Genomic DNA, 25,578 nt, shown 5'->3' with positions numbered 1-25,578 from the left:
CGGCAGGTGCAGGCGTTGTACAGGTTGCGCGAAATGCGTACCATTCCAGGTGATCGCTGCTCCTTCTACCCAGGCTTTGGCCTGTGCAGCGGCATCGCCGCTTTCTGGCAGGGTACTGTTCTTTTGTCGGTCACTACCCCTTGCCAAATTCCCTGCCTGATCACCCTTTCGCCATAAGCCTTGGCCTGCGCCAGCCATTCCTGCCGGGTGCTGGCTACAAATGCCACCCGATGTTGCAAAGCATCACGACCGGTTTGCAAAGTAAAGGCAACGGAAGCCAGTGAATAGGATGGATTGGCTGCCACCACCGCTGCCAGGTTGCGTACAATGGTTTTGCATTGTTCGGCAGTTGCAGCAGCGATAGGAATCACTACGGGTTGTCCTTCCGCTACTGTAGGATGAGCAGGTGCTTTATATTCTTCAATCAACAGGTGTGCATTGTTACCGCCCGATCCATGCGAATGGATACCCGCGAGCCGTGGCCAGGGAGCTACAGGCCAGTCTTCTGTTGTTGTGGCCAGGCGACAGGGTTGGCCTTCCATATCGAGATCAGGATTTATTGTAGTAAAACCTTGTATACAATGGATCTTATTGGTAGCCAAACTCCGGATGATCTTGAACAGCGCACCCAGCGCCGAAGCTGAGTGCATATGCCCGGTCATAGGTTTTAGCGTGCTTACCCGGCATCCTCCTTCGGGTAATGGTATATTCTTCTCCTTCGCCAGGCTTTTCAGGGCTTTGTTGAAGGATTCCCATTCGGCGATATCGGCCACGGGATTGCCCATTCCCTGCGCTTCTATATACCCTACCCTTCGGGGATCAATACCCGCTTCCTGGTAGCAAGCTGTTATAAGGTCTGTGTGAGCCGGGATATTGGGCGCTGCCATTGATAGACCGCCCTGGCCATTATAATTAACAGCCGTGTGTTTGATAATGGCATAAATGCTATCATGATCAGCAACCGCTTTCGACAAGGGTTTCAATACAAGGACGCCTACCCCATCGGCCCGTAGGAATCCCCTGGCATCTTTGCCAAAAGAAATTACAGAACTATGCGGGCTCATCTGGCCCGTTCTGGAAAGGAAAACAAACGGATCAGGATGAAGTAATAAATTGGCAGCACCTACCAATGCATAATTGATTTCGCCCGAACGGAGGGCATTTACTGCCCGGTGAATGGCTACAGCCGCACCGGAACACATGGTATTGATGTATTCACTGGGGCCACGGAAATCAAAGAAATAAGAAAGCTGGTTGGCGATGAGGGAAGAGGAACTGCCGCTGCCATTCTTCATATCCACCCCGTTTTCCAACAGGCATTGCCGGTACTCATCTTCTTCAGCAGCTACAAATACACCCGTTGTTTTGTCTTTCAATGAACGGGGTGCATATCCGGCATCTTCCAGGGCATGGTAAGCCGCCATCAGCAACAGCCGTTTGCGGGGGTCCATCTGGTCGGCTTCCGAAGGCAAAATGCCGAAGAAAGCAGGATCAAACTGGCGAATATCAGGAATGATGCCCGCCCATTTGGTATGAAATTTATCATCGTCTTTCCCTTCCGCATCGTATAGCTTTTCCATATTGAAGCGGTGGGCCGGGATCTCTTCTATCAAGGAGCGGTCCTGGTCCAGCGCCTCCCAAAATGCTTGCAGGTTGGCACACTGTGGCAGGTAACCGGCCAGTCCAATGATCGCAATGGGATCAGGTGCTGTATCCTTGGTTGGCGTTACCGGCGCTGCGGCCGCCATCATCCTTTCAATAAGCGCTGTTCGCTTGTTTTCTACGTTCATAAAGGAACATTTATAAAGAGGGGTACTTTCAATAGATTATAAGTAGTGCGACACCAGTTTTTTCAAATAAGGCAGGGAGCTTTTACCAGGTCATAGTCTACACCAAAATCAACCAGGCAGGCAATGTCATTTACTCCCACCGCAATGGCCTGGTCTACGATCTTGCGACCATCCTCTACCGAACCGAAGATGGCGCCGGTGGTAAAATAGCGGTGATAGGCATAGTCCAGTATCTGCTCTTTTTCGGCAGCGCCAATTTCACCGGTTTCTTTTTCCGTCCTGCAGGGCCTTTACATGCACTTCCATCGAACTTTTAATGTATTGTTTAAAGGGACGCTCTACCGCTGCCGATACCGTATGTTCATCGCGGTGCACCATCGTATGCAGCATTAAGGATACAATGCCCGTAGCAGGGTCATAACCCGCCTCTTTACGCGACTGGCGGTACAGCGCTATTTTTTTGCCCATCGCTTCCAGGTCCATGCCATACAGCATTGTAAACACATGGTACCCCATTTTGCCAGCCTGGATAAATGAATCATCACTCTTGGTGGCCAATAACCATACATTCAACTCTTTTGAACCGGACGGGGGTACACGGTTACAGGAACCAGCTCTCCACCCGGACCAGGAAACAACACCGTTTCCCCACGCCATAATTTTTGAACAATGGGTATCCGGTCCCAGCAAACCTGTTTACGGTCTTCATAGTTATCCGGTGCAAATATGAAATCAGGTTTATTCCACCCCGTACCAAATCCCAGGTCAATACGTCCACCAGATAGGATGTCATTCATGGCCCACCATTCCACTACTTCGGCGGGATGGTGTAAAGGGAGTGAAACGCCGGCCGTTCTGAACCGGATGCGATTGGTGAGGGGATGAGGTGGGCCGCCATGATGGCCGAATTGGCATAGATAGAACCAAACTCATAAAAATGCCGTTCAGGTATATAGATCGCTTCAAACCCTTCCCGGTCGCCAAACAACGTCACCTCTTTCATGAAGGCATACTTGGCTGCATCCGTTACATCCTTCCGTACATCCGAAAAGAACAGGAAGCTAAAACTAACATCCCGGGCAGGGGCTTGCGGAATAGCAAAAGCATTGTTGGACTGAATGTTCAGTAATGACTCAATGGACTCCATAAATGATAAGTTTTTTATTGACCAGTTTCTTCATCAGAGGTGACACCTTTCCCTTGCGATGCGGACGAAAGGTGTCACCTCTCTCCTGGCTCCTTTTTCTAAATCAGGTAGCTTACTTTTTCATCAGAGGTGACACCTTTCCCTTGCGATGCGGACGAAAGGTGTCACCTCTCTCCTGGCTCCTTTTTCTAAATCAGGTAGCTTACTTTTTCATCAGAGGTGACACCTTTCCCTTGCGATGCGGACGAAGGTGTCACCTCTCTCCTGGCTCCTTTTTCTAAATCAGGTAGCTTACTTTTTCATCAGAGGTGACACCTTTCCTTTGCGATGCGGACGAAAGGTGTCACCTCTCTCCTGGCTCCTTTTTCTAAATCAGGTAGCTTACTTTTTCATCAGAGGTGACACCTTTCCCTTGCGATGCGGACGAAAGGTGTCACCTCTCTCCAGGTTAGGTGGCTTATTGAATTGCCTGTGACTGAGTCCCGGCCAGATGCCCGGCCAGCTCCAGTAAAGTGGGAAACTCGATGAGCCATTTGGGCATCACTTCCCTGCTGAGCTTTTTGGCAATATGAGTAGATAAGCGCATCGCCATGATCGAATCGAGACCGTAATGCTGTAAAGGCTTCCCATCTTCTATTGCTGGTGTTTGTAATACTTCGGCAGCGGCTTTCCTGAGCATGGGCAATAGATCGTATTTTACGGATGTTTCAGCAGTTGGTTGAAAAGCTGGCAGAGCGTCATTGTCGAAACACAAACTATATACCCTTTCTACCAGTCCGCTATCCATGGCTTCCATGGTTTCGATGGAAATGGCTTGCTGTACCATACTCAGGGTGATGGATTGCCCCTGGCGTTTTTGTTGCTCCCATTGCAGGATCAATGATTCATAAAAAGGCACAGGCGCCTGATCCTGTACTGTATTGGTGGGTTCAACTACCGGCAATACTTTATCGGTCAGGGTGCTTTGCATACCCAGTACTGCTTTGACTTTTTCCTTGTCAAAAATGGTACAGAGGCCCAGTATGGAATGCGGGTAATGCACAGAGGCTTCGATTATAGGGAAAGCGTTTTCCATATTAATGAGGTCGAGGCCCAGCGCCTTCATTTTCTTGCGGCTTTCGGGAAACAAGCGATCTTCTTCCCACGGCCCCCAACATTGCGAAATGGCGGTGCCCCATCTTTCACCGGCTTGTCGCAATTGATTCCTGTAGCAGGCAAAGGCATTCTGGAAAGCCACCGAAAAAGCATAGTCTGCATCACCCCGGGCGCCATACGCACCAATGGAGGCAAATAACATAAACAGGTCGAGGTGTTCTTCTTTGGTCAAAGTATCCAGGTTGATCGTTCCCTGATCTTTACCTGGCTCGTGGTATAGAAAGAATCCCAGCTTTTGGACAGTATGCTTTTACTATCATGTTTCCTGGCCAGGTTGATCACCCCGTGGATGTCGCCTAATTCCTGCTTCACCTGTGCATAGGTAGCTTGCAGGGCTGCCATGTCGGTGATATCGCATACATGGTAATATACTTTAGCCCCTGCCTGCCGCCATTGATCACATTGACGTTTTCTTGCTTCATCATAAGGCCCGCTTGATAAAATAGCCAGGTGAGCCTGGTATTGGGTGGCTAGTTTTTCCAGGAGGGAACTGCCGATATATCCCATACCGCCTGCAATGATGTAATGGCCATTTTTACGGAATGCCGGCGCAGTTGCTGCAGGCAGGTTGGTTTCTATCAACTCCTGTGCATACCGTTGTCCATCTTTGTATTGAATAACTGTGTAACGACCTGTGCCGGGTACCACCGCTTCAGCACCCAACCATTCTTTTACAATGAGCTGGTATTTAGCAGCCTCCTGCTGCACCTGGTGCAACCTTACAGAAGTCCATACATGATTGGGATTTTCTTTCATGGCCGACCGGAAGAAACCTGAAAGGGCTGTTAGTTCCAGGCGGGTATTGGCATCGGTTGTTTCATAACAATAATATAGTTGCACTGGCTCCTCCCAGGCTGCCTGCATCAGGCATTGGGCAAGTTGATATACCCACTGCAATTCCTTTTCCACAGGATGTACAGATGGGCTATTAGTTTTTCCTGGTCCAAGCATCAATACCATATCGGGCTTACAACTATTGAAGGACTGTACACTGATCTGCTGTACTGGCAGCTTATGGATGTATAAGGTTTGACCGCCTGATCGTTGCAGTTTTTCCAGTAAGGCGATTAACTGATCGGCTTCGGCTTCCTGATCGTATACCAGGTAAACCTGTTTGCCTGCATACTGTTGTAGTTGTTTGTTCCAGTCAATCTGTTTTGACTGCTCTGCCAGCACCCACTCCTCTGTTGTGAACAGCCATTCCTTGACAGGTAATTGCTCAGTAACAGCGGGCTTTGTTGCCGCAGGTTGGTTCAATAACAAACCAGGCAACCAGTAAGTAGTAGGTTCAAAATTGTAAACAGGCAGGTTGATGCGTACAGGATACCATGGCCCACCTTTCAATGCGGTATACAATTCCGGCCAGGCTACCTGTTTGCCACCGGCCCATTGTTCCTGTAAATAATTAGTAAAGCTATGCCCATTGCTGTAATGGCCGGTGATCAATTCCTCCAGTTTTTGTTGTAATTCCTGCCAGTCATTGATCCGCACTGTCCAGCGTTCTTCCATGGCTTCACGTCCTATCTGCAAGGTATACACCAGGTTCAATAGGTTGCTTTGATCTTTATTAAAGGTTGGTTGATTAATGAATGCCAGCAATTGTGTGGCGCGGTCCTTAAGCCTGTTGCTATTGCGGGCCGATAGTACCATGATCAGAGGTATGGTTTTTAGCATCGCTTCCGGTAGTGCTCCACTTATCACCGGTGGCAGGTATTCTTCAATGACCACGTGGGCATTGGAACCGCCTGCACCAAAAGAAGAGATACCTGCTATGCGTGGCCCTTTATATTGCCTGCCTGTTGCTTCCCATACGGGCCGGTTCCAGGCAGCCAGGCTGCGTTGCACATAAAAGGGTGTTTTACTAAAATTGATATTGGTGTTCAGTTGTTCTGCGTGCAAACTGGGCGCCAGCAACCCATGTTTCATTTGCAGGATGATCTTGGTAATACCGGCAATGCCGGCAGCTGCTTCGAGGTGACCTATATTGGACTTGACCGAACCCAGGGCACAAAATTGGGTATCGGCCGTGTCGGGCTGAAATGCTTTTGAGAGGCCCGTGACCTCAATGGGATCGCCCAGTGAGGTGCCGGTACCATGCGCCTCGATATAACTGATGGCGCGGGCAGGTACAGCTGCCTGGTGGAAAGCGTCACGAATAAGGGCCGCCTGCAATATGGGATTGGGTACTGTATACCCACTGGTTTTACCACCGTGGTTAACGCTGGCTCCTTTTACGATGGCATGAATGGTATCGCCATCGGTTATCGCCTGTGACAATCGTTTCAATAATACTACTCCCACTCCTTCACCCGGTACAAATCCACTGCCCCCTTCTCCAAAACTGCGGCACCTGCCATCGGCAGCCAGGAAACTTTGTGAACAAAGCCCCACATAATTTAAGGGGTGCAGGTATAAATTAACGCCCCCGCAAAAGCCATCGTACAGGTACCTTTCAGTATATGATCACAGGCTTCGTGAATAGCTGTCAACGAAGAAGAACACATGGTATCAATGGGCATACTGGGACCGTGCAGGTTGAGATGGAAAGAAACCCGGTTGGCCACTGAACTGAAAGAGGTGCGCAGCTGACTGTTTTCTCCCAGGTTGTTGAGGGCGGGTCCATATAATTCAAAACCCGTTTTAGTAACGCCGGCAAACACGCCTACTTTACCATCGTATAGCTCAGCTATCCGCTCCCGGGTATACCCAGCATCTTCCATCGCCTGCCAGCAGGCTTGCAGGAATAGCCGTTCCTGGGGGTCCATGGTATTGGCCTCCCTGGGTGATATATTGAAGAATAACGGATCAAAATGGGCAAAGCCGTCCAGGAATCCGCCCCATTTACTATAACTCTGGCCACCTTCAATGGCCTTTTCTTTATCGGCTTCAAAGAAACCTGCCATATTCCATCTGTTGGCGGGTATTTCTGTAATACAATCCTTACCGGCTTGCAGGTTCTTCCAGTAATCGGCCAATGTATCGGCCATGGGGTATTGTCCGCTGATCCCAATAATGGCAATGGGTTCTTGCAGACCATGTTGAATAGGCCCTGCCTTTACGGGTGTGGGTTCATGTACAGGCGGTTGATGAATGGCTTCCTGCACAGCTGTTGTAGTTGGCAGGACGTCTATGCCAAGCCCGCTCCATTGCACACAAGCCGCCTCCTGGTCACGCACCAGGTAATCGGCCAGGGCCGCTAAATGGGGGTATTCATAGAACAATGTCTTGGACAGATCGCCAAAGACCTTTTCCAGCAATTGGTTCAGTTGAACGATCATGACGGAGTTGAGACCATAGGCCTGGAACTCTTCCCGCTCTTCAATCCTTGCAGGACTTAATTTCACCACCTGCCCAAATAGGTTTTTCAATTGTTGGATGGTTGAGGTACGGATCGTGGCTTTATCAATTTGTGGTGTTGGTGTAATAACTACAGGTGCAGCGGGCGCCTTGGCTACGAATGCATGCAAAAGACTTTCCTGTATTTTATGCTTGTGACCATACAACACCATGAGTTGACTGCAACCCGATGCTGCTGTCTGGTAAAAGGCTTGCAAAGCACTTACCGTATCAATGGGTAAGAGGCCTGTTTTTTGATCCAGCTGTGCAGCTACGGCCGCATCTACCTGCATACCACCTTCCTGCCACAAGGGCCAGTTAATGGAAAGGCTGTATCCATGTCGTTGACGTACTGCCACCAGTTTATTGCGGTATTGTACGTAGGCATCCATGAAGGCATTGGCCGTAGCATAGTCGGCCTGCCCGGCATTGCCCAATGCACCCGCTATGGAAGAAAATACTATGAAGAAATCAAGCGGTATACTTTGCGTAGCCTTGTCCAGGTACACCAGTCCTGCAATTTTAGAAGCCGTTACTTCCTGCCAATCGCTGGTTGTTTTATGGATCAGGTAACTGTCCCTGGTTATTCCTGCACTATGTATAATGCCATCCAGCCCACCCAGTTCCTCCTGCAAAGTGTTGATCAATTGCGTAACGGCTTCCGGGTTGACCATATCGGCTTGTTGATACAGTACGGTAACACCTTTTCCTTGTAAGGGTTCCAATAATGACTGGCGGCCTGCAAGAGGCGATCGGCCAGTGAGCACGACAGTACCTGTATGTAGTTGTTTAATGATCTCCTGGGCGAAAATGAGTCCCAGACCGCCCGCTCCGCCGGTAATTAAATAACGCCCCCTTCCTTCCACAATGGGCGGGCAGAATGACCGGCCCTGTATTCCTGCCAGCACAGCTCATACCGTAATTCGTTGACATAACGAATAGCAGCCTGGTTGCTAGAAAGCCTGTTTTCCTGTAGCAGGGCAATTAGCCGCCTCGTATCGATCGGCTGTGTAATACCAATAAGTTGACCAGTGATCAAAGGGTTTTCCTGCCGGGCGGTTTGTAATAAGGCAAACAACCCCGTTAATGTGTCGTGCCCGGCATCCACCACTACCTGGATCAATATTTTGTGCGTGGGCCGATCTTGTAACAGGGTTTGTACCAATTGAAATAACTGGAAGGAGGATGCTTCATAGCTGGCTTGTATATCCTGCGAGGGGTCATAACAGTTGATTACCTGCGCCCTGTTGAAACCTTCTTTTAGGGAAGGAAGCCAGGTGGCAGCATCCATGCCAGCCAGGAAAATAATATGCTGTGCATATTGTGCCGCTATGGGCGCCGCAGGTAATGGCTGTAATTGCCAAACAGGTTGTACCAGCAAGGTACTGGCTGGTGTGGCAGCGGGCGCTGCCGGTGCATCAACTGCTGTTGCTTGTGGCACCCAATACCGTTCCTGTTCAAACGGATAAGTGGGCAAGCTTATCCTGCGCAGGGAAGCCAGGGTGTTTGCAGCATACAATCCCACCCAGTTCACTTGCAATCCTTTTACCCAAAAAAGTACAGAGGCGGTTGTATTTTTACGGGTTATCCATTTGTTGATGGCTTCTCTCAGGTCTTCATCTGCTGCCAGGGCTTCCATAGCCCCATTGTCGCGTTCCACTTTTCCGTAATACAGGTCATCGGCCACTTGCCCCTGTTGTACAAAGTCATCCAACTTTTGACATAGCTCTTCGATGGACCTTACCACCAGGGCCAACCTGGTATCCAATGCTTCCCGGCCTACTTGTAAGGTATAGGCAATGGAAGGCAGGTGTTGATTGTTGTATTTGCCTTGCTGCAAAGTTTTTGCCAGGCGGCCCGCTATCAATTGCAGGCGGTTTTCATTCCTGGCCGATAAGACAATGACCACGGGATCCACCAATGCCCCTGTTTCGTTGACAGGGGGCAATGGGGGCATGGATTGCAGATGCTCTTCCAACTCTTCGATGATGAGGTGGGCATTGGAACCTCCTGCACCAAAGGATGAAATACCTGCCCTGCGTAAATATGCTGTGGTATACCCATTGCTGGTGATAACAGGCCTGTTCCAGGGAGCCAATGATTGCTGAACGATAAAAGGACTATTCTCAAAATCGATATGCGGGTTCAAGGTAGCTGAGTGCAGGGAAGGCGCCAGTTGCCGGTGCTTTAACTGCAACAATATTTTTGTGAGGCCCGCCATGCCAGCCGCACTTTCACTATGGCCAATATTGGACTTGACCGATCCGATGGCGCAGAAATGTTTGTCTTGCGTAAATGCCTGCCAGGCTTTTTCAAGCCGGTGATCTCAATGGGATCGCCCAGGGAGGTACCTGTGCCATGCGCTTCCAGGTAACTAATGGTGCGTGGGTCGATGCCAGCCCGCTTGCAGGCTTTGCTGATTACCGAAGCCTGTGCCTGTGGATTGGGAACGGTATAACCGTTGGTACGGCCGCCGTGATTAATAGCTGTAGCTTTGATCACACCATATACATGATCTCCATCCTGCAGGGCCTGCGACAAGGGTTTCAGCAATACAGCGCCCACCCCTTCGGCAGGTACATAACCATCACCGCCTGCGCCAAAGCTTTCGCAGCGGCCATGGCTGGAAATGAATTTTCCCTGGGCCAGTAATAAGTATTTATTGGGATGGATAGAAATATTCACCCCGCCGGCAATGGCTGCTTTGCATTCGCCGTTTTGGATGCTTTGACAGGCCAGGTGAATAGCCGTTAAAGAAGAAGAACACATGGTATCCACTGCCATACTGGGGCCATCAAAATTGTAGAAATAAGAGATCCGGTTGGCAATGGAAGACGGGTTGCCAAACAAGGCAAGGGGCTGTTCCTTCCTGCTTTCCTGTACGCCATACAACTGGTACTCTTCATACATAACACCTACATATACCCCAATATTGGCGGGTAGCCCTTTGTCGTTGGCGGCCAATCCCTGCCGGTTATAACCTGCATCTTCAATTGTTTCCTGTACACATTGCAGGAAAATGCGTTCCTGGGGGTCTAGTAATTCCGCTTCCAGTGGGGATATATTAAAAAAGAGGGCGTCAAAACTGGCTACATCTTGTAAGAAGCCACCCCACTTGCTGTATGTTTTTCCTTTTTTGTTTTATCAGCATCGTACCATTGCCGATAATCCCAGCGGTCGGCCGGTATTTCCGTGATACAATCTTTTCCCTGGCATAGGTTTTCCCAGAAGGCTTCCAGGTTCTCTGCCTGTGGGTATTTGCCCGATACTCCAACAATAGCTATATCAAGTGGGTTTATTTCTTTGGCAGCCTTGCTGACTGTCGAAGGCTGGTTACTGCCTTTCACCAACGGCCATGCCCGGTTACGCAAGGGCTGTATAGTCGCTGTTGTATTACCTGTTTCCTGGTTGGTTTCGGATGATGCATTCACCGATAAGCCCAATACTGTAGCCAGCTGTGCTGTATGCTCCTGCAAGAAATACCGGCTAAGGTCAAGGATATTGCGGTATTCGAAGAACAATGTTTTTGACAAGACGCCGAATACTTTTTCCAGCCTGGCCGTCATCTTCATCACCATCACCGAATCAATGCCATATTCTTCCATGGCCGTGTCGGCCCTGATCTTATCGACCGGTAGTTTGAGTACGGATGATAATAACTTTTTGAAATATCCTATCGCTGCTTCTTCCAGTTGGCTGTCAATAACCAGTGAAGTAGTAGTGACAGGTTTATGATCGGGCTCTTTGGGTAGTAGTATCTTTTCCGTGATCCTGTTCCGGTTGCCCGCTATTACCATCACCTGCGATCGGCCCAGTGATAATGCATTGTATAAAGCAGTAATGCCTGGCCTGGTGGCCAGTGGTATCATACCAAAGGTATCATACAAATAATACTCCGTTTCACGGTCTACCTGCATGCCACCTTCCTGCCACAAGGGCCAGTTGATGGATACCGTGTGCCCCTGCCTTTCTTCTTGGGCCACCAATTCATTGCGGTATTGCGCATATTCATCCATGAAGGCATTGGCGGTAGCATAATCGGCCTGCCCCGCATTGCCCAGGGCGCCTGTAACAGAGGAGAAGAACACAAAAAGTCAAGAGACACCATTCTGCTGGCCTCGTCGAGGTATTGAATACCTGCTACCTTGGGGCCAACACTTCCTGCCATTCGGCAGCTTGTTTGTTCACCAGGTAATTATCCCTGATCACCCCGGCGCTGTGCAGGATACCGTGCAATCCGCCAAATTCATGGCAAATGGATTGTATTAAAAGCTGTACAGCCTGCTGATCGGTGATGTCTACTTTCCGGTAGTCGATCGTAGCGCCAGCCTGTTCCAGGGCAGCCAGTTCCTGCTGTTTGCGCTGGTCGAGGGAGGATCTGCCCGTAAGCACCAGTGTTACGCGTTTTGTCTGACTAACTATTTCCTGTGCAAACAGCAGCCCCAGTCCACCGGCTCCACCGGTAATGAGGTATACGCCACCCTCCTTCCAGGGGTGTGCTACTTTGTTTGTTGCCTGCGCCGCCGCAATGGTCCATTGCAATACCTGCCGGTGGCCATCCTGGTAACGGATCACCTGATCGGTCAGGTTATTGGCATGCGGTATTAATTGTTGCCGGATAGCAGCTATGGGTTCATGCCTGGCTACGCGGATCAGCTGGAAATAGAAATGGGGCGCTTCTTTGCGCGCTGTTTTTAATAACCCCGCCATTCCTGCATAGAGCTGCCCTTCCCCTTCGGCAGGTATCAATACCTGCACCAGGATGGGCTGCTTATCCGATAACCAGTTTTTTACTTGTTCAAATAGTTCCAGACCTGCTTTACTAAACCGGGCTGCCGTTGCTGCGGTAAACGTCCTCAACTCCACACCAGGCATATCAGCTATTAGTTCATTGTCCATTGCCGGCAACCCACACACCACAACCACTTGTTTCTTGATTGGTTGATTGTTGACAGTTTCCTTATGATCTTTTCTTTCCCACGCTGGTAGTAACAACAGGGTTTCTGTCGTCCCCTTTGCTTCCGTTAGCTCGCTGGATGTTGGCTTGGCAAAGGCAACCCCTTCATGCGTGTACAGACACCGCCCTGATCATTCAATAGATCTATATCCAGTATTCTTTGTCCTACCTGAGCACCTGGTTGGCCTGTTATCAATGCCCAGGCAGTAGCAGGAATGGGAGCAAGTATTTCTAAGGATTCCAGGGCATACGGCAGGTAAGTATCAATAGCATCTCCGCCATTGGCCAGTTCCCAACACAGGGTAGCCTGCAATGCCGGGTCGAGCAGCGCGGGATGCAATACCAACTGGTCCTGTGCCTCCATATTAATAGCAGGCACAGCAATGCGAGCCAGTATCTTTTTATCACCAATGTATAATGTTTCTATGCCTGTCAATGAGGGGCCATAGTGCAAACCGGTGCTATGAATGGCTTCATAACAGGCTTCCTTGGTCATCCGCTGTTTATTAAGAGCCTGTTGCAGATGGAGTAGGTTTTCGTTAGCAGAGGAACTGTTGGCAGGTAGACTGGTAATGATTGCCTGTCCCAGACTATAGCTTTCACGTTCCCCTTCTTCGCCAGGCTGTCCCACAATTTCAAAATGGATAATGCCCTGGGCATCGGCCATCAATTCAATAGCTACAGTAAGACCATCTTTGCCTACCACTATCGGCTGAGTCCATACCATATGCTGCAAGCGTACCTGTTGGGTGGAAACATCAAAGGAGGGAATGGATCGCTGTACGGCTTCCCTGGCCATTTCGAGCTGCGCCACGGCAGGCAGGATAGACCTTCCCTGCACCAAATGATCGCGCAGGTAAAATTCCTGACCCGTAAACTGCACACGAAATCGCTGTAAGCCCAGGTCGGAGATATTTTGGTGCAGTAAGGGATGAAGTACTGCCAAGGTATTAATGTTGCCAATGGGGCTTGGCTTTCGACCTGCTTCCCCACCCAATACCTTTCTTTCTTAAAGGGATACGCCGGCAAGCTGATCCTTTGCACTGGCTGATGGGCATACTGCGCTGCCCAGTCGATCTTAGCACCTTGTACCCAACTGCTCACTTGTGGGTGGTGGCTTTTGGCAAAGGTTTGAACCGTTTGTGGATCGTTGATAAACTGGCGCAGCTGCAACTCCAGCTCTTGCAGGGTGTTTACCGATAGTGCCAGCCGGGCCTGCAGGTGTTCTCTGCCCACCTGCAGGGTGTAGACCATTGCCGGCAATGTTGCATCGGTCAGGTTCCAATATGTTTTGTGCAGGCCAATAGCGGCCAGCAGTTGGCCGGCCTGTGCTATCAGCCTGTTCTCATCGGTAGCAGATAACAGTATAAGGAAAGGAGACGAACTATTTTGTACAGGGGTTGGGTGCGCTGTTACTGGGATGTATTCTTCCAACACAATGTGCGCATTGGCGCCCCCGCGCCGAAGGATGAAATACCTGCACTTCGTGGATAGGTGTTGGTGACACCATTCCGGGTCAGTACTGGTCTTTCCCAATCCGTAAGCCCCTGTTGTACATAAAATGGACTATTGGCAAAATCTATATGGGCATTTAAAGTAGCCGAATGAAGGGAGGGTACGATCTTTTATGCTTTAGTTGCAACAATACCTTGGTGATGCCTGCTATGCCGGCCGCACTTTCGCAATGGCCTATGTTTGACTTGACAGAACCAATGGAACAGAATTGCGTGTCGGTAGAATAATCGCTCATAGCTTTACCCAAGCCCAGTATCTCAATGGGATCGCCCAGGGAAGTACCGGTACCATGTGCTTCGAGGTAACTGATGCTGCGGGCATCGATACCAGCTTCGCTAAAGGCCCTGCTGATGGCCCCGCCTGCGCCCTGGGATTGGGCACCGTATAACCATTGGTCTTACCTCCATGATTAATGGCCGTAGATTTGATCACGCCATAGATATGATCGCCATCGGCAATGGCTTTGGCCAGTGGTTTTAACAATACCGCTCCTACCCCTTCGCCTGGTACATAACCATCGCCCCCGGTACCAAAACTTTCACAACGGCCCTTGCCCGAAACAAACCTGCCCTGGCTTAGAAACAAATATTTATTGGGATGAATGGACACATTAACCCCTCCGGCAATGGCCAGCTCACTCTTACCGCGTACAATACTTTCACAGGCCAGGTGGATAGCAGTCAGCGAAGATGAACACATGGTGTCAATCGCCATACTGGGCCCATGAAAGTCGAAATAATAAGATACCCGGTTGGCAATAGACGATGGCAAGCCCCATAAAGCTACTGGCCTGCCAGCCATTGTTTCTTCGGCACCTAGTAACTGGTACTCTTCGTACATCACCCCTACGTATACGCCTACCTGGTTGCCCAGTCCAAAGTTTTTTGACCCGTCAGGTTTTGTTTGGTATACCCGGCATCTTCAATGGTTTCGTACACACATTGCAGGAATAACCGCTCCTGGGGATCCATTCGCTCTGCTTCGGAAGGCGATATATTAAAGAACAAGGGATCAAACTTGTCTACATCATTTATAAATCCTCCCCATTTGCTGTACGACTTGTCTTCCTGCTCTTTATCGGCATCATAATACAAGCGGTAATCCCAACGGCTGGCCGGTATTTCTGTGATACAATCTTTGCCCTGTTGCAGGTTGTCCCAGAACTGCTGCAGGTTATCGGCCTGCGGGTAACGGCCAGCCACACCAATAATGGCAATATCCAATGGGCCGGTAGCTGGTGCAGGCACCGGCGCTTGTTCAAAAGGCCGGGCCTCAGGTACCACCGCTGTTGGTTGGGGTGGTAAGGCAGTAGCAGCGACTTCCTGGGTGGTTGGTGATGCAGGCGTCAATACCTGCTGTAATTTTTGCGCGTGGTGATCGAGGAAATATTGGGTGAGTTCCTGGATATTCTGGTATTCAAAAAAGAGGGTTTTGGGTAAGACGCCAAATACCCCTTCCAATTGGTTGGTCATTTGCATCACCATGATGGAGTCGATACCATAAGCCTCCATAGCTGCTTCGGGATCGATTTGCGCAGCAGGCCGTTTGATGGTGACAGACAATAAAGAGGTAAAGTATTCGACTGCAGTAGTGGCTGATGGTGTACTTATTGGTACAGCCTCCTGGTGGCTGCTGCCCATTGCCAGGAATTTTTGTTCCAATAACTGCCTATTACCGGGCGCTACCAATACCTGCGATACGCCTGTCTGGATGGCCGCATAAAGCGCTGCAATGCCATCATTAGTTTCCAGCAAGTGCATACCCATTTGTTGTAACAGCATGGCTTCCATTTCTGGCGCCAACTGCATACCTCCCTCCTTCCACAAAGGCCAGTTGATGGAAAGTGTATGTCCCTGCCTTTTGCCTGCCGCTACCTGGGTATTACGCCAGGCTGCAAAGGCATCCAGGTAACCATTGGCAGCCGCATAGTCGGCCTGACCGCTATTGCCCAGTGGCCCTACGATAGAAGAAAATAGAATGAAGTGATCCAGTGACAGTTGCTGCGTCAACTCATCCAGGAAAGCAACACCCAATACCTTGGGCGATAAAACCTGTTTTACTGAGTGGGCATTTTTACGGATGATATAATTATCCTGTACAATGCCCGCACAATGTATAATCCCTTGTAGACTGAGATGCTGGTCATTGATGTATTGTATCAATCCGGCCACAGCTGTTCGATCAGCTATATCTACCTGCCTGTACATGACGCGGGCTCCCAGGGCAGTTAGTACTTTGAGCTGTTCTTGTTTATCAGCATCCAATACTGAGCGACCGGTTAAAATGAGCAATGGGTTATTCACCCGGGTGGCGATCTCCCGGCCAACGATCCTGCCCAGGCCGCCAGTACCACCGGTGATCAGGTAGCAGCCATTGGTCTTCCAGGGGATGGCTGCCGCTGCTGGAGGAAGGGCCAATTCTTTCCATCCGGCAGTTTTTCTTATACCCTCCCCATAACTGATCCGATGTGGTGCTCCTTCGTACACATTTTCCTGTAAGCGCTGCAATAGTTCTTCTTCCCTTGTGAGGATGATCACCTGACCCGTAAAAGCTGGATTTTCCAGCGCAGCGGTTTTTAGTAATCCTGCCAAACCAGTCGTAAGCGTAGGTTCCTGCTGTTGTAGGATGGCCAGCTGCACCAGTATCTTGCCCGGCTGTTTTGCTTGCAGCAACACCTTGATCGCTTCCAATACCTGGATCGTATGCTCCAGGTATTGTTGGGCCATATTATTATCCAAAGCTGGTAATACAATGACCTGTACACCGGGCAATTGTTGTTGCAAGGCTGTCGCAGCCGAAGGAGTTGCACCAGCTAAGAAAACCAGGCGACGTGCAGGAGGCTGTGTAATTACTTGTTTTTCGGCAGCGGCTGCTTTCCAATCGGGTGTTATCAGTAAATACGGCTTTGCTTCTACTGCTGGTCTAATCAAACTGAAAGTAAACCCTTTCATACGCACACAAAGCCTGCCGTTGTGATCGTAGAGGTCTATATCAAATCGTTTTACGGGAGCTGAGGGTCCCTTAACTGGCTGGTTGATCACCGCCCACATCCGGGCAGTGGTAGCCTGTATGATTTCCAGGCTATCCAGGGCAAAGGGTAGATAAAGCGGAGGTTCCTTTTCATCCACCCGGCCGGCCACCAGGCAGGCTTGTAAAGGCGGCATCCAGTAAGCCGGGATGCAAAGTATAGGGAGATAAGGTATTGCTTTCCGTAGCAGGTAAATTGATGGAGGCCAGTAGCCATCCTGCACCCGCATACACCCCTTCCAGGCATTGATGAGCCGGGCCATAAGCAAAGCCCATGGCTTGTAAGACCTGATAACAGCTTGCTTTGTCTTTCGAGCACTGGCGCATTGCGCCTTTAATAGTTCAATATTTTGTGTGGTCTGGTGGGATGGCGCTTTGAACAACGCTGCTCCGCTGCTATACACAATAGGGATTTCGTATGCGTTGGCAGGCTCACCGTATACACTGAACGAAAGGGTATCCTTCTCCACGTTCTTCAGGCTTGTATGTACCACTACACTATTGGTGGCAACTACTATCGGCTGATTCCAGCTGATATTTTCCAGGTACAAATGAGTCTCGCCCGATGGTTGAATATCTTGCGCGATTGCCTGCACCGCGGCCCGCACCATTTCCAGGTAGACCACCGCTGGTAATAGCTTTTTATTATTGACAATATGGTCACGTAAAAAGAACTCCTGCCCGGTAAAGGTGGTTGTAAAAACCGGGCCGTTTGTACCAGGCAGTTGGGTGCCCAATAGCGGATTAGTGATGGCAGTAATAGCCACCACTTGTTCCAATTCAGGTACCCAGTATGGTTGTTTGGCAAAAGGATAGGTAGGCATTCCGATACGCTTACCTGCACTGCCCAGCCAGGGCTTTCCCCAATCGGGCTGGTATTCTTTTAAATAGAGTTCGGCCAATACCACCAGCTTTTCATAATAAGCTTCTTGGCTGGTATCCTTCGACAATAAAGTCTGGCTTACGAGTTTGTCTATTTCACCAAAAAGTGCAGCAGAGCTGGCTGCTTGTTTGGGGAACAGTACATTCCTGAAACATCCGGGCACTTCTTCCTGAGTTTCGAGCAGCGCCAGTTTCTCCTGCAACTCCCCTATCTGTTGTACCAGCAACACGGTTCTTTTGGGAAAATGTTCACGCCCTGTTGCCAGGGTTCTGCACAAGTCAGCCAGTTCAACGGGTATAGTCCGGTTGCTCAGCCAGGCGGCCAGTTCTTTTTCTTTCTGGTACAACTGCTCCGCTGATTTGGCCGAGAGGCATACCATATAATAAGGAGGTTTATCAGGCTGCTGCTCACTGACATCTACAGTTGCCTCCGCTGGTTTTTCTTCTAATACCACATGGGCATTGGTGCCGCCAAATCCAAAGGAACTAACACCCGCCCGCCTGGGCAATAAGGTATTGGCTGCTGTGATCAAAGGCTCCCAGGGCATTAAAGAGGTAACCAGGAAAAAGGCGTACCCGCTAAAGAGATGCGGTGATTGAGTTGTTGGAAATGCAGCAAACCTGGCAATTGCCGGTGCTGCATGGACAATAACACCTTGATTACCCCGGCAATACCTGCTGCCGCTTCCAGGTGACCGATATTGGTTTTTACCGATCCCAGTGCACAGTAGTTGTTGGTTAGTGACATTTCCTGGCCGAGCCCTTGAAAAGCATTGACCAATCCTTTGAACTCAATAGGATCACCCTTGGGTGTGCCGGTGCCATGTGCTTCGATATAGCCAATGGTATCGGGTGTAACACCCGCCATTTGTTGAGCGGCGATGATCACATCCCGTTGTGCATCGGGATTGGGATAAGTAAGGGAATAAGTTTTGCCCCCATGATTTACTGCACTGCCTTTTATAATACCATAGATAGGATCCTTATCGGCCAGGGCTTGTTCCAGTGGTTTCAACAGGATCAGCCCTGCTCCTTCTCCACGCACATAGCCATCGGCCCCATCATCAAATGTTTTGCAGGAGCCTGTTGGCGACAACATCCCTGTTTTGGAAAAGGAGATATGCCGGGTGGGTGTTAATAACAGATTAATACCTCCCGCCAGTGCCATTTTGCATTCTCCCAACTGTAAAGACTGCAGGGCGGCATGAATGGCGCTCAGCGAGCTGGAGCAGGCCGTATCGAGCGGCACACTGGGCCCTTTGAAATTATAATAATAAGATACCCGGTTGGCAATAATAGCTGATGCCGTACCGGTAGAATGATGCGCTTCAATAGACAATTGTCCGCCACGCTCCTGCAACTCCTTATAATCGAAATTGAATACGCCCAGGAATACCCCCACCTGCTCGCCCGAAACCGTAGTCGGACGAATGCCTGCGTCTTCCAGGCAAGCCCAGGTAAGTTCCAGCATTAGGCGTTGCTGGGGATCCATTCTTTCTACTTCCCTGGCCGAGAGGCCAAAGAAGTCAATATCAAAATTGGCTACTCCTTCCAGGAAGCCACCCCATTTGCTATTGCTTTTGTTTTTCTCAGTGGCTGGATCGCCCCAATAGTCGCGCCAGTTCCACCTGTTGGCCAGCACTTCTTCAATGCCCGAACGGCCTGCTTTCAGGTTCTCCCAAAACTCCTCATAATTAGAAGCGCCGGGAAACCTGCACGACATACCAATAACGGCTATATCAGGCCTCCGCATACCGGAAGACCCTGCAACAGGATTATGCATTGCTATACTTAAAGATTAAAGAATACAGAAATCAGCATACAGAATAGAGAAGACAGAATTTGGAATCAATGTCGATTACTTAAGCAAATGTCTGTCAGGTCTCCAGTCGCCAGCCTCTGGCTGGTGACGGCTATTTCGTAGCCTCCGGCTACAAACCAACACTATTGAACCAGCGCTTGCCGGTCGCGCTGAATGCCAAACACCAGTTTGGTAAGTACATCGCCTGGACCTACTTCCTTGAATGTAATAGAGCCCTGGTTCGATAAGAACAGTACACTGTCTGTCCATCGTACTGGTTTGATCAATTGATCGGCCAGTAGCGACCGTATTTTATCCTGGTGATACAGGGCCGCTTCTACATTGGACACAACAGGTATCCTGGGAGCCTGGAAATGGAATTGCTGTAAATACAATTCAAACTCCTGCCGGGCAGGCAGCATATACCGGGAGTGGAAAGCGCCACTTACATTCAAAACAAAATACAAGCTGGCGCCTGCTGCTTCAAAATAATGACCCGATCTATTGATCAACTCTTTCGGTCCCGATAATACGATCTGGTTTTGCGAATTGTAATTCGCCACATCTATTTCATCCAGTCCATGGCGTTGCAGGACGTATTTTATTTCTTCTTCACTTAATCCTTTTACTGCTGCCATACTCCCATCTTTCATCATGGCCATCAAGGCCCCTCTTTTTTGAACCAGGCGCAAGCCTGTTTCAAAATCCAATGCTTCGGCGGCAAACAAGGCATTGTATTCACCCAGGCTATGTCCAGCTACAAAATCGGGTATTTGGCCCGTTTCTTCTTTTAATTGCAGGTAAGCCAGCGCATTCACCACATACAGGGCGGGTTGTGTGTACTGCGTAAGATTGAGGTTCCTATTGGCAGGGTCCAGGCATAGTTCCTTGATGGAATAGCCCAATAGTTCACTGGCCCGATCCGTCAGCGCTGGGAAGGCGGGGAACAGGTTTTCACCCATCCCTTTTTCTGCGATCCCTGACCAGGGAATAGCCAGGCTACCAGCCCGTCTTTCTTTGCCACTGGTAAAGCGGGTGCTGAAGGCTTATGCGCCTGGTGGTAATTGATCACCTCCTCCAATTTTTTTAACTCCTGTTGGAAGGGCGACATGATCTGAAATCCCCGGGAGCTGGAACCTTCCCGCATATTGTATTTGACCAGGTTGGCCAGTGAACCGGCCGGTCCCAGGTCGATGTATAGGAGTTGATCGGTATTACCCACTGTATTTTCCAGGGTGTTAATGGCTGCTACATAATTGGTAGGCTGCCGTACAGAGTCCCAGAAATAGTGAGGCGTAAATGATTGCACCGGCTGCCCTGTTATACCCGATACCATGGGAACCGCAGGCCGGCCCACCGTTTGGGTGGATAAATAAGTGGCATAAGCCGCCTGGGCATCATCAATAGCCGGTGAATGAAATCCATATCCAACCATCAGTTCCTGGTGCAGGATATCCTTTTCTTTCAGGAACTGCTTAACTATATTCAGTGCGCCTTTCTCGCCCGCTATTGCAAATTGTGCCGGGCCATTGATGGAGGCCAGGGTGCTATTGTTCCTGATAACCGCCGTTTGATGATATAGTTCCGGGCCCTGCAATACAGCGATCAGGCCTCCTTCCACACAGCGGTCGCGTACCAACTGAGCTTGTTTAATGATCATTTCCATAGCTGCCCTTTCGGTAAGCGCACCGGAAAGTACCGCTGCGGTAAATTCGCCCAGGCTAAAACCCACCAGGTAATCAGGCTGCACACCTGCTGTTATTAATACCCTGGCCAGGGCTAGTTCAACCATAAAAATGGCCGGGTGGGTATGGTGGAGGGTTGTACAGGGATCAAACAGCTTCTTATCGGCAGCGTACAAAGCTCCAATTATGGATTCACCTTGTACTGCTTTTGATACTTCATCCAGTTCCAGCATCTTTTCCCGGAAAACAGGATGGGTATCAAATAATTTCTTTCCCATTTGATAGTATTGGGAACCCTGACCGGAAAACATAAAAATTACTTTCATAGATAGTGCTTATTGGCTGTTCATATCGCTTTTTCCGTTTCCTGTTCGCTTACCAGTGTTCGTAACATGCCCACCATTAACTGCAGGATGCCTGCAGTGGTGCTTTCCTTCATATAGGTTTCAATATAAGTAAGCGTAATATTGAGCTGGCCCTGGTTGATGGCGGCACTGCATTCAAAAATGGAGTCTTTGATCTCGGGCGGATAAAGGTTTTGGCCTATGTCCTCCTGCACCATTTCATACGCTTCGTTATTGCCCTGGGTATTGGTAGCCCCCAGGTAGTTAAAAAATATCTGGGGATTCTTGCGCAAACTGCAATAGGCTTCTCTTAACCCGTCCTGCCTGATATAATCTATCACCATCGCAAAGCCCGTTCCGCCATGCGGTATGTTCTTGATCTGCTCGGCCACATGGTGCACATCCCTGGTGGCATTTCCATAACCAGGATTAGTCAACAAAAGCACCCGCACCAGCGAGATATAGCCCACCAGCCGGTGTTCACTAACCTCATATTCCGCAGGCAGCAGGTTCCGGCCTGCATGTGATGCGGCAATGTCGAGGCAGTCGACCTTCCGGTGATTGGACATGGCCATGAAGAATACCGCGATCAGAATAGCCTCAAACTCCAATCCATACCGGCCCAGCAGCTTAAGCGTATCGCTTTGAGGTAGAGCCAGGTGATAGGTTTTGTACTGGTGTAGCCACTGTTTGGTACGCAGCACTTCGTTAACTACTTCGGCCTGGCCAAATTGGTCTGGATAGTCGCCCGGTAATAGTTTTGCTTTTTCCCAGGGCAGGGATATCCAATATTCATATTGTGCGGGAAATACCACATCCCTGGCATACCCATTTAAAATGTACATCCATTTGCGATAATCCGTCACGGCCTGCCTTTTCAGCTCCCGGCCCTGTACAATGGTGTTGTAGGCGTTCATGTAATCACCCGACAAGATCAGCATCGATACAAAATCAGACACCACATGGTGCACACAGAACCAAATGCGGCCCTCCTTTTCTGAAAATTTGAAATAAAGGATCCGGATCACGTTGCCCCGTCCGGGCAATAACCAATCCCGTTCTTTGATACAGATCTCCCGCATTTTCACCTGCTGTTCTTCAGGCGTTTCCTGCGACAGGTCATACCTGCTATAGATATTCGATTCGGTCAAAGGATACAGTTCCTGTACCCATCTCCCATCTTTATGGTAGATCTTCACCCTCAGGTTCTCATACCTGGCTACCAGGTACCAGGCCGCCTCTTTCATGGCAAATTCGTTCATGGGCTGCTTGGTCTTTATCATAAACTCCAGGCATACCCAGCCTGGCCGCTTATATTTCAACAGTTCCCCCATAAGCCATTGCTGGGCACCCGTAAGCGGTAAATATTCTACGGTTTTACTTTTAATATCCTTCACGCCATACATGTTTACCATTATTTTCTGTTGGATGAAAGCCTTTCTATATCAGGCTATGCAATTTACTTTGGGGCAATTCCATTAATACATTACGCTGTAATAAGGAAAGCCTTACCAGTACCTTGTCTTTATTATTATAGCGTATCACCTCGCAGTTCATGCCCGAAAACGGGCCATCAACAATTGTCAAATGTTGCCCCTGTTCAAACCTGGAAAAAGATACTTCCACCCCTTTTCCATACGCTTCTACCAACTTCAGGTCGTTGATCACCTGGTTGGATACGCGCGCATGGAGGCCGCCAAACTTCACATACTGAACTACGCCAGTGGCATTAAGTCCTTCAAAATAATTGTCCTGGCTTTTTAAATTAACAAAAACATAAGATGGGAACATGGGCACGTTGGCCAGTTTTACCCGGTCGACCCATATACGCGTTACAGTTTGGAAAGGCAGGTAATAATCAACTTGTTTAGTAGACAAAGATTCGGCTACACGGTTTTCGTGTTTGGGCCTGGTATATAGCAGATACCATCCCGCATTAAAGCTGGTCATATGTTTGGGATAATGATTACTGTAAACTGATAGCAGGCAAATGCAACACTTACGTTTCGTAGAAACGGTGAACGGTTGGGAAAGGGGTAGAGCTATCGCTACTGACTACCCAGAACTGGGTACTGCAGAAGCAATTTCAATAATGATTTGGGTAAAAAAGTTCTCGAATGAAAGGGTCTAGGATCAGTTTACAAGCAACAACAACGTTCAAGAGGCTATGCAATCAGGAAACTAAATCAATATTAGTGAAAGTTTTCGTCTGGAAAATGAGTACTTTTAACAAATACAACATGCTGTTCATTTCGTTTTTGTCATATTACAAAAACTAACCGTTGGCTCATGTTATTAGTGCCTAATCGTTAAACCTTACCACCAATGACTACATCAACCATTAAAATCGCTATTGCCGATGATCATACCGCTGTTCGGCAAGCATTTGAAAAAGCACTTTCCGTTTATGATTTCCTTACCGTGATCTTTGTGGCCGAAAATGGGGCCGACCTGCTCGAAAAACTACAGGATGTACAACCAGATGTATTACTGCTTGACATTAATATGCCCCGGCTATCTGGTATCGAAGCCTTAAAAATTATTCACCACAATTATCCGGACACACGTATCCTTATCTTAACCGCTTTTTCTGATGAAGTATATGTAGCCCAATGTCTTGAATACGGCATTAATGGTTTTTAACCAAAACCATGGATATCGTTGAGATCGTCAAAGCCATTGAGGCTGCCTATAATAATGAAGTGTTTTATACCAACCTCCTCAATAATCCCTTGCTAAAGCATTATGTACTAAAAGGAAAAAGCCGTAACCAATTTATTGCCAGACTTTTCTAATGAAGAGCTCAAAATACTGAACCTGTTACGGGAAGAAAAAAATACCGATGAGATATCCGACAGGATGAACCTGTCCAAAAGGTCGGTTGAATTGAAACGGGATAAGATGCGGCAAAAGGCTAACGTCAAAACGATTGGCGGACTTTTTGTTGTATGCGTTGAAAAGGAACCTGATACAGTAAAGTAGATTCGTATAAGCCTGTTTGGGGAAATGCAACACGTAAAAATAATTTGCTTTTGCAAACCGATAAATTTATATTTGGATAGGTAACATTATCTTCCATTTTCCTGGTTCATCGACTTCCAGGGTTCCCTCTTCACGAACTGTTGTTTTCCATAGCGATAGCTGTATCTATGCCATATAGAATTGGGTAAAACCATTCGGTTAAGGTTGTTTTTGACAAACAGCCAGGCAGTGATGAATGAATTGGTCAACCAAAGGCAGTGTATTGCGGGGCAGTGTGATAGAACAAACGTAAGCGCCGCAGAAGAACGAAATAGACTTGTATTGTAACCAATGATTGAATGTACTGACAAAATAATCCCCTACTCTTTCGATAGACTTCACTTCCATCATCCACGCATCCATAGTTAAACCAGTTTTAATGAGCTTCGACAGCGACTCCTTCACTGTCCAAACCAAGGTGTATCCCGCTGGGCTGTCCATGCCATACTTCAACAGTTGTGCATGATCAGCCGGGGTAAGTACTGCCTGTATAGCCGACGCTTTATCGGCATCCACCCTTTCCATATCAATACCCAGGGATGTTCCTCCGGGAAAGCCAGGGCAATGCCTATGTCATCACAATGGCTGATGCTTACCTGCATATTGGAATGGAAGCAATGCTTTACTACCGGGAATTTGAAAACGCCAAAACCAATATAGAAAGCGGCCATATCGGTTACCTGCTTGCCCGACGCCGTTGATACAGCGGTCTTAGCCGCCAGCCTTCCCAGCAGGTAGCTGGACCGGCGCAGATCAACTTTCAACGCTTCATAATAATTCCTTTCCCTGTCATGTAACAGGCAGAGATAAGGAGTCAGTGCAGCCAAAGATTCGTTGACAATACTGTAATGAGCCGTATAAGAACTGTCTGTTCGCTGTAATTCAATAACCCCGCTGTTTTCCAACCATTTCATGATG

Annotated in this window: 20 protein-coding genes and 4 pseudogenes; 3 read left to right on the top strand and 21 right to left on the bottom strand. The window is 48.9% G+C overall.

The annotated features are described in order from the left end of the window. Positions 1-65: 65 nt before the first annotated feature. The 19 genes and pseudogenes from RS881_RS23845 to nusG form a co-directional block, all read right to left on the bottom strand. Positions 66-1,790 carry a beta-ketoacyl synthase N-terminal-like domain-containing protein gene (locus RS881_RS23845; RefSeq protein ID WP_315823379.1) on the bottom strand — a complete coding sequence of 575 codons (1,725 nt, stop codon included), beginning with the start codon at positions 1,788-1,790 and terminating at the stop codon, positions 66-68. 258 nt (positions 1,791-2,048) lie between these two features. Next, positions 2,049-2,447: an LLM class flavin-dependent oxidoreductase gene (locus RS881_RS23840; protein WP_425476365.1), complete on the bottom strand. Its 399-nt coding sequence runs from the start codon at positions 2,445-2,447 to the stop codon at positions 2,049-2,051. Continuing rightward, the gene (locus RS881_RS23835) at positions 2,360-2,656 is read right to left on the bottom strand and encodes an LLM class flavin-dependent oxidoreductase (RefSeq protein WP_315824591.1); all 297 of its coding nucleotides are present in this window, start codon (positions 2,654-2,656) and stop codon (positions 2,360-2,362) included. The genes RS881_RS23840 and RS881_RS23835 overlap by 88 nt, the downstream gene beginning before the upstream one ends. Next, positions 2,602-2,937 (bottom strand): hypothetical protein, encoded by a 336-nt coding sequence (locus RS881_RS23830; protein ID WP_315823377.1) that lies wholly within the window; start codon positions 2,935-2,937, stop codon positions 2,602-2,604. Before RS881_RS23830 ends, RS881_RS23835 begins: the two co-directional genes overlap by 55 nt. 457 nt (positions 2,938-3,394) lie before the next feature. Continuing rightward, positions 3,395-8,222 (bottom strand): annotated as a pseudogene (locus RS881_RS23820) (beta-ketoacyl reductase); the annotation flags it as partial. Positions 8,223-8,269: 47 nt separating this feature from the next. Beyond that, positions 8,270-9,676 (bottom strand): KS-MAT linker domain-containing protein, encoded by a 1,407-nt coding sequence (locus RS881_RS23815; protein WP_315824589.1) that lies wholly within the window; start codon positions 9,674-9,676, stop codon positions 8,270-8,272. Next, positions 9,616-10,994 (bottom strand): annotated as a pseudogene (locus RS881_RS59915) (beta-ketoacyl synthase N-terminal-like domain-containing protein). Before RS881_RS59915 ends, RS881_RS23815 begins: the two are co-directional and overlap by 61 nt. Beyond that, positions 10,968-11,516: pseudogene (locus RS881_RS59910) on the bottom strand (acyl carrier protein); the annotation flags it as partial. The pseudogenes RS881_RS59910 and RS881_RS59915, both read right to left, overlap by 27 nt. Before the next feature lie 52 nt (positions 11,517-11,568). Continuing rightward, positions 11,569-12,423, bottom strand: a complete 855-nt coding sequence (locus RS881_RS23800) for an SDR family NAD(P)-dependent oxidoreductase (protein WP_315823376.1) — start codon at positions 12,421-12,423, stop codon at positions 11,569-11,571. Between the two features lie 29 nt (positions 12,424-12,452). Beyond that, positions 12,453-13,331, bottom strand: coding sequence for a polyketide synthase dehydratase domain-containing protein (locus RS881_RS23795; RefSeq protein WP_315823375.1), 879 nt, complete (start codon positions 13,329-13,331; stop codon positions 12,453-12,455). Positions 13,332-13,546: 215 nt separating this feature from the next. Further along, a pseudogene (locus RS881_RS61695) lies at positions 13,547-13,822 on the bottom strand (KS-MAT linker domain-containing protein); the annotation flags it as partial. 154 nt (positions 13,823-13,976) lie between these two features. Beyond that, positions 13,977-14,225, bottom strand: coding sequence for a hypothetical protein (locus RS881_RS59905; protein WP_350340243.1), 249 nt, complete (start codon positions 14,223-14,225; stop codon positions 13,977-13,979). Continuing rightward, positions 14,132-14,740, bottom strand: a complete 609-nt coding sequence (locus RS881_RS23790) for a beta-ketoacyl [acyl carrier protein] synthase domain-containing protein (protein WP_315824587.1) — start codon at positions 14,738-14,740, stop codon at positions 14,132-14,134. Before RS881_RS23790 ends, RS881_RS59905 begins: the two co-directional genes overlap by 94 nt. Before the next feature lie 17 nt (positions 14,741-14,757). Further along, on the bottom strand, positions 14,758-18,357 hold the full coding sequence (locus RS881_RS23785; protein WP_315823374.1) for an SDR family NAD(P)-dependent oxidoreductase: 3,600 nt from the start codon (positions 18,355-18,357) through the stop codon (positions 14,758-14,760). Continuing rightward, complete coding sequence (locus RS881_RS23780) at positions 18,357-19,592, bottom strand: type I polyketide synthase (protein ID WP_315823373.1); 1,236 nt, start codon at positions 19,590-19,592, stop codon at positions 18,357-18,359. Before RS881_RS23780 ends, RS881_RS23785 begins: the two co-directional genes overlap by 1 nt. Before the next feature lie 161 nt (positions 19,593-19,753). Further along, positions 19,754-20,572: an ACP S-malonyltransferase gene (gene fabD, locus RS881_RS23775; protein ID WP_315823372.1), complete on the bottom strand. Its 819-nt coding sequence runs from the start codon at positions 20,570-20,572 to the stop codon at positions 19,754-19,756. Continuing rightward, a complete protein-coding gene (locus tag RS881_RS23770; RefSeq protein ID WP_315823371.1) occupies positions 20,536-21,573 on the bottom strand; it encodes an acyltransferase domain-containing protein in 1,038 nt (345 codons plus the stop codon). Before RS881_RS23770 ends, fabD begins: the two co-directional genes overlap by 37 nt. A 68-nt stretch (positions 21,574-21,641) precedes the next feature. Further along, positions 21,642-23,054 (bottom strand): condensation domain-containing protein, encoded by a 1,413-nt coding sequence (locus RS881_RS23765; RefSeq protein ID WP_315823370.1) that lies wholly within the window; start codon positions 23,052-23,054, stop codon positions 21,642-21,644. A gap of 25 nt (positions 23,055-23,079) precedes the next feature. Further along, entirely contained in the window at positions 23,080-23,517 is a 438-nt protein-coding gene (nusG, locus tag RS881_RS23760) for a transcription termination/antitermination protein NusG (protein ID WP_315823369.1), read from the bottom strand. 447 nt (positions 23,518-23,964) lie between these two features. On the opposite strand from nusG, the gene RS881_RS23755 reads away from it, so the two are divergent. Genes RS881_RS23755 through RS881_RS23745 form a run of 3 tightly spaced genes read left to right on the top strand, consistent with a single transcriptional unit; the run spans position 23,965 to position 24,621 of the window. Beyond that, positions 23,965-24,282 carry a response regulator gene (locus tag RS881_RS23755; protein WP_315823368.1) on the top strand — a complete coding sequence of 106 codons (318 nt, stop codon included), beginning with the start codon at positions 23,965-23,967 and terminating at the stop codon, positions 24,280-24,282. A gap of 8 nt (positions 24,283-24,290) precedes the next feature. Beyond that, a complete protein-coding gene (locus tag RS881_RS23750) occupies positions 24,291-24,434 on the top strand; it encodes a hypothetical protein (RefSeq protein ID WP_315823367.1) in 144 nt (47 codons plus the stop codon). Further along, entirely contained in the window at positions 24,418-24,621 is a 204-nt protein-coding gene (locus RS881_RS23745; protein WP_315823366.1) for a helix-turn-helix transcriptional regulator, read from the top strand. The genes RS881_RS23750 and RS881_RS23745 overlap by 17 nt, the downstream gene beginning before the upstream one ends. Positions 24,622-24,819: 198 nt before the next feature. On the opposite strand, the gene RS881_RS23740 is transcribed toward RS881_RS23745, so the two are convergent. Then, positions 24,820-25,185: a 4'-phosphopantetheinyl transferase family protein gene (locus RS881_RS23740; RefSeq protein ID WP_315823365.1), complete on the bottom strand. Its 366-nt coding sequence runs from the start codon at positions 25,183-25,185 to the stop codon at positions 24,820-24,822. Continuing rightward, on the bottom strand, positions 25,110-25,574 hold the full coding sequence (locus tag RS881_RS23735; protein WP_315823364.1) for a hypothetical protein: 465 nt from the start codon (positions 25,572-25,574) through the stop codon (positions 25,110-25,112). The genes RS881_RS23740 and RS881_RS23735 overlap by 76 nt, the downstream gene beginning before the upstream one ends. Between the last annotated feature and the right edge of the window lie 4 nt (positions 25,575-25,578).

The sequence above is a fragment of the Paraflavitalea speifideaquila genome (assembly GCF_032395985.1).
Classification (GTDB): Bacteria; Bacteroidota; Bacteroidia; order Chitinophagales; family Chitinophagaceae; genus Paraflavitalea; species Paraflavitalea speifideaquila.
Note: the sequence above shows the minus strand (reverse complement) of the source record. Positions and strands in the feature narration are given on the sequence as shown.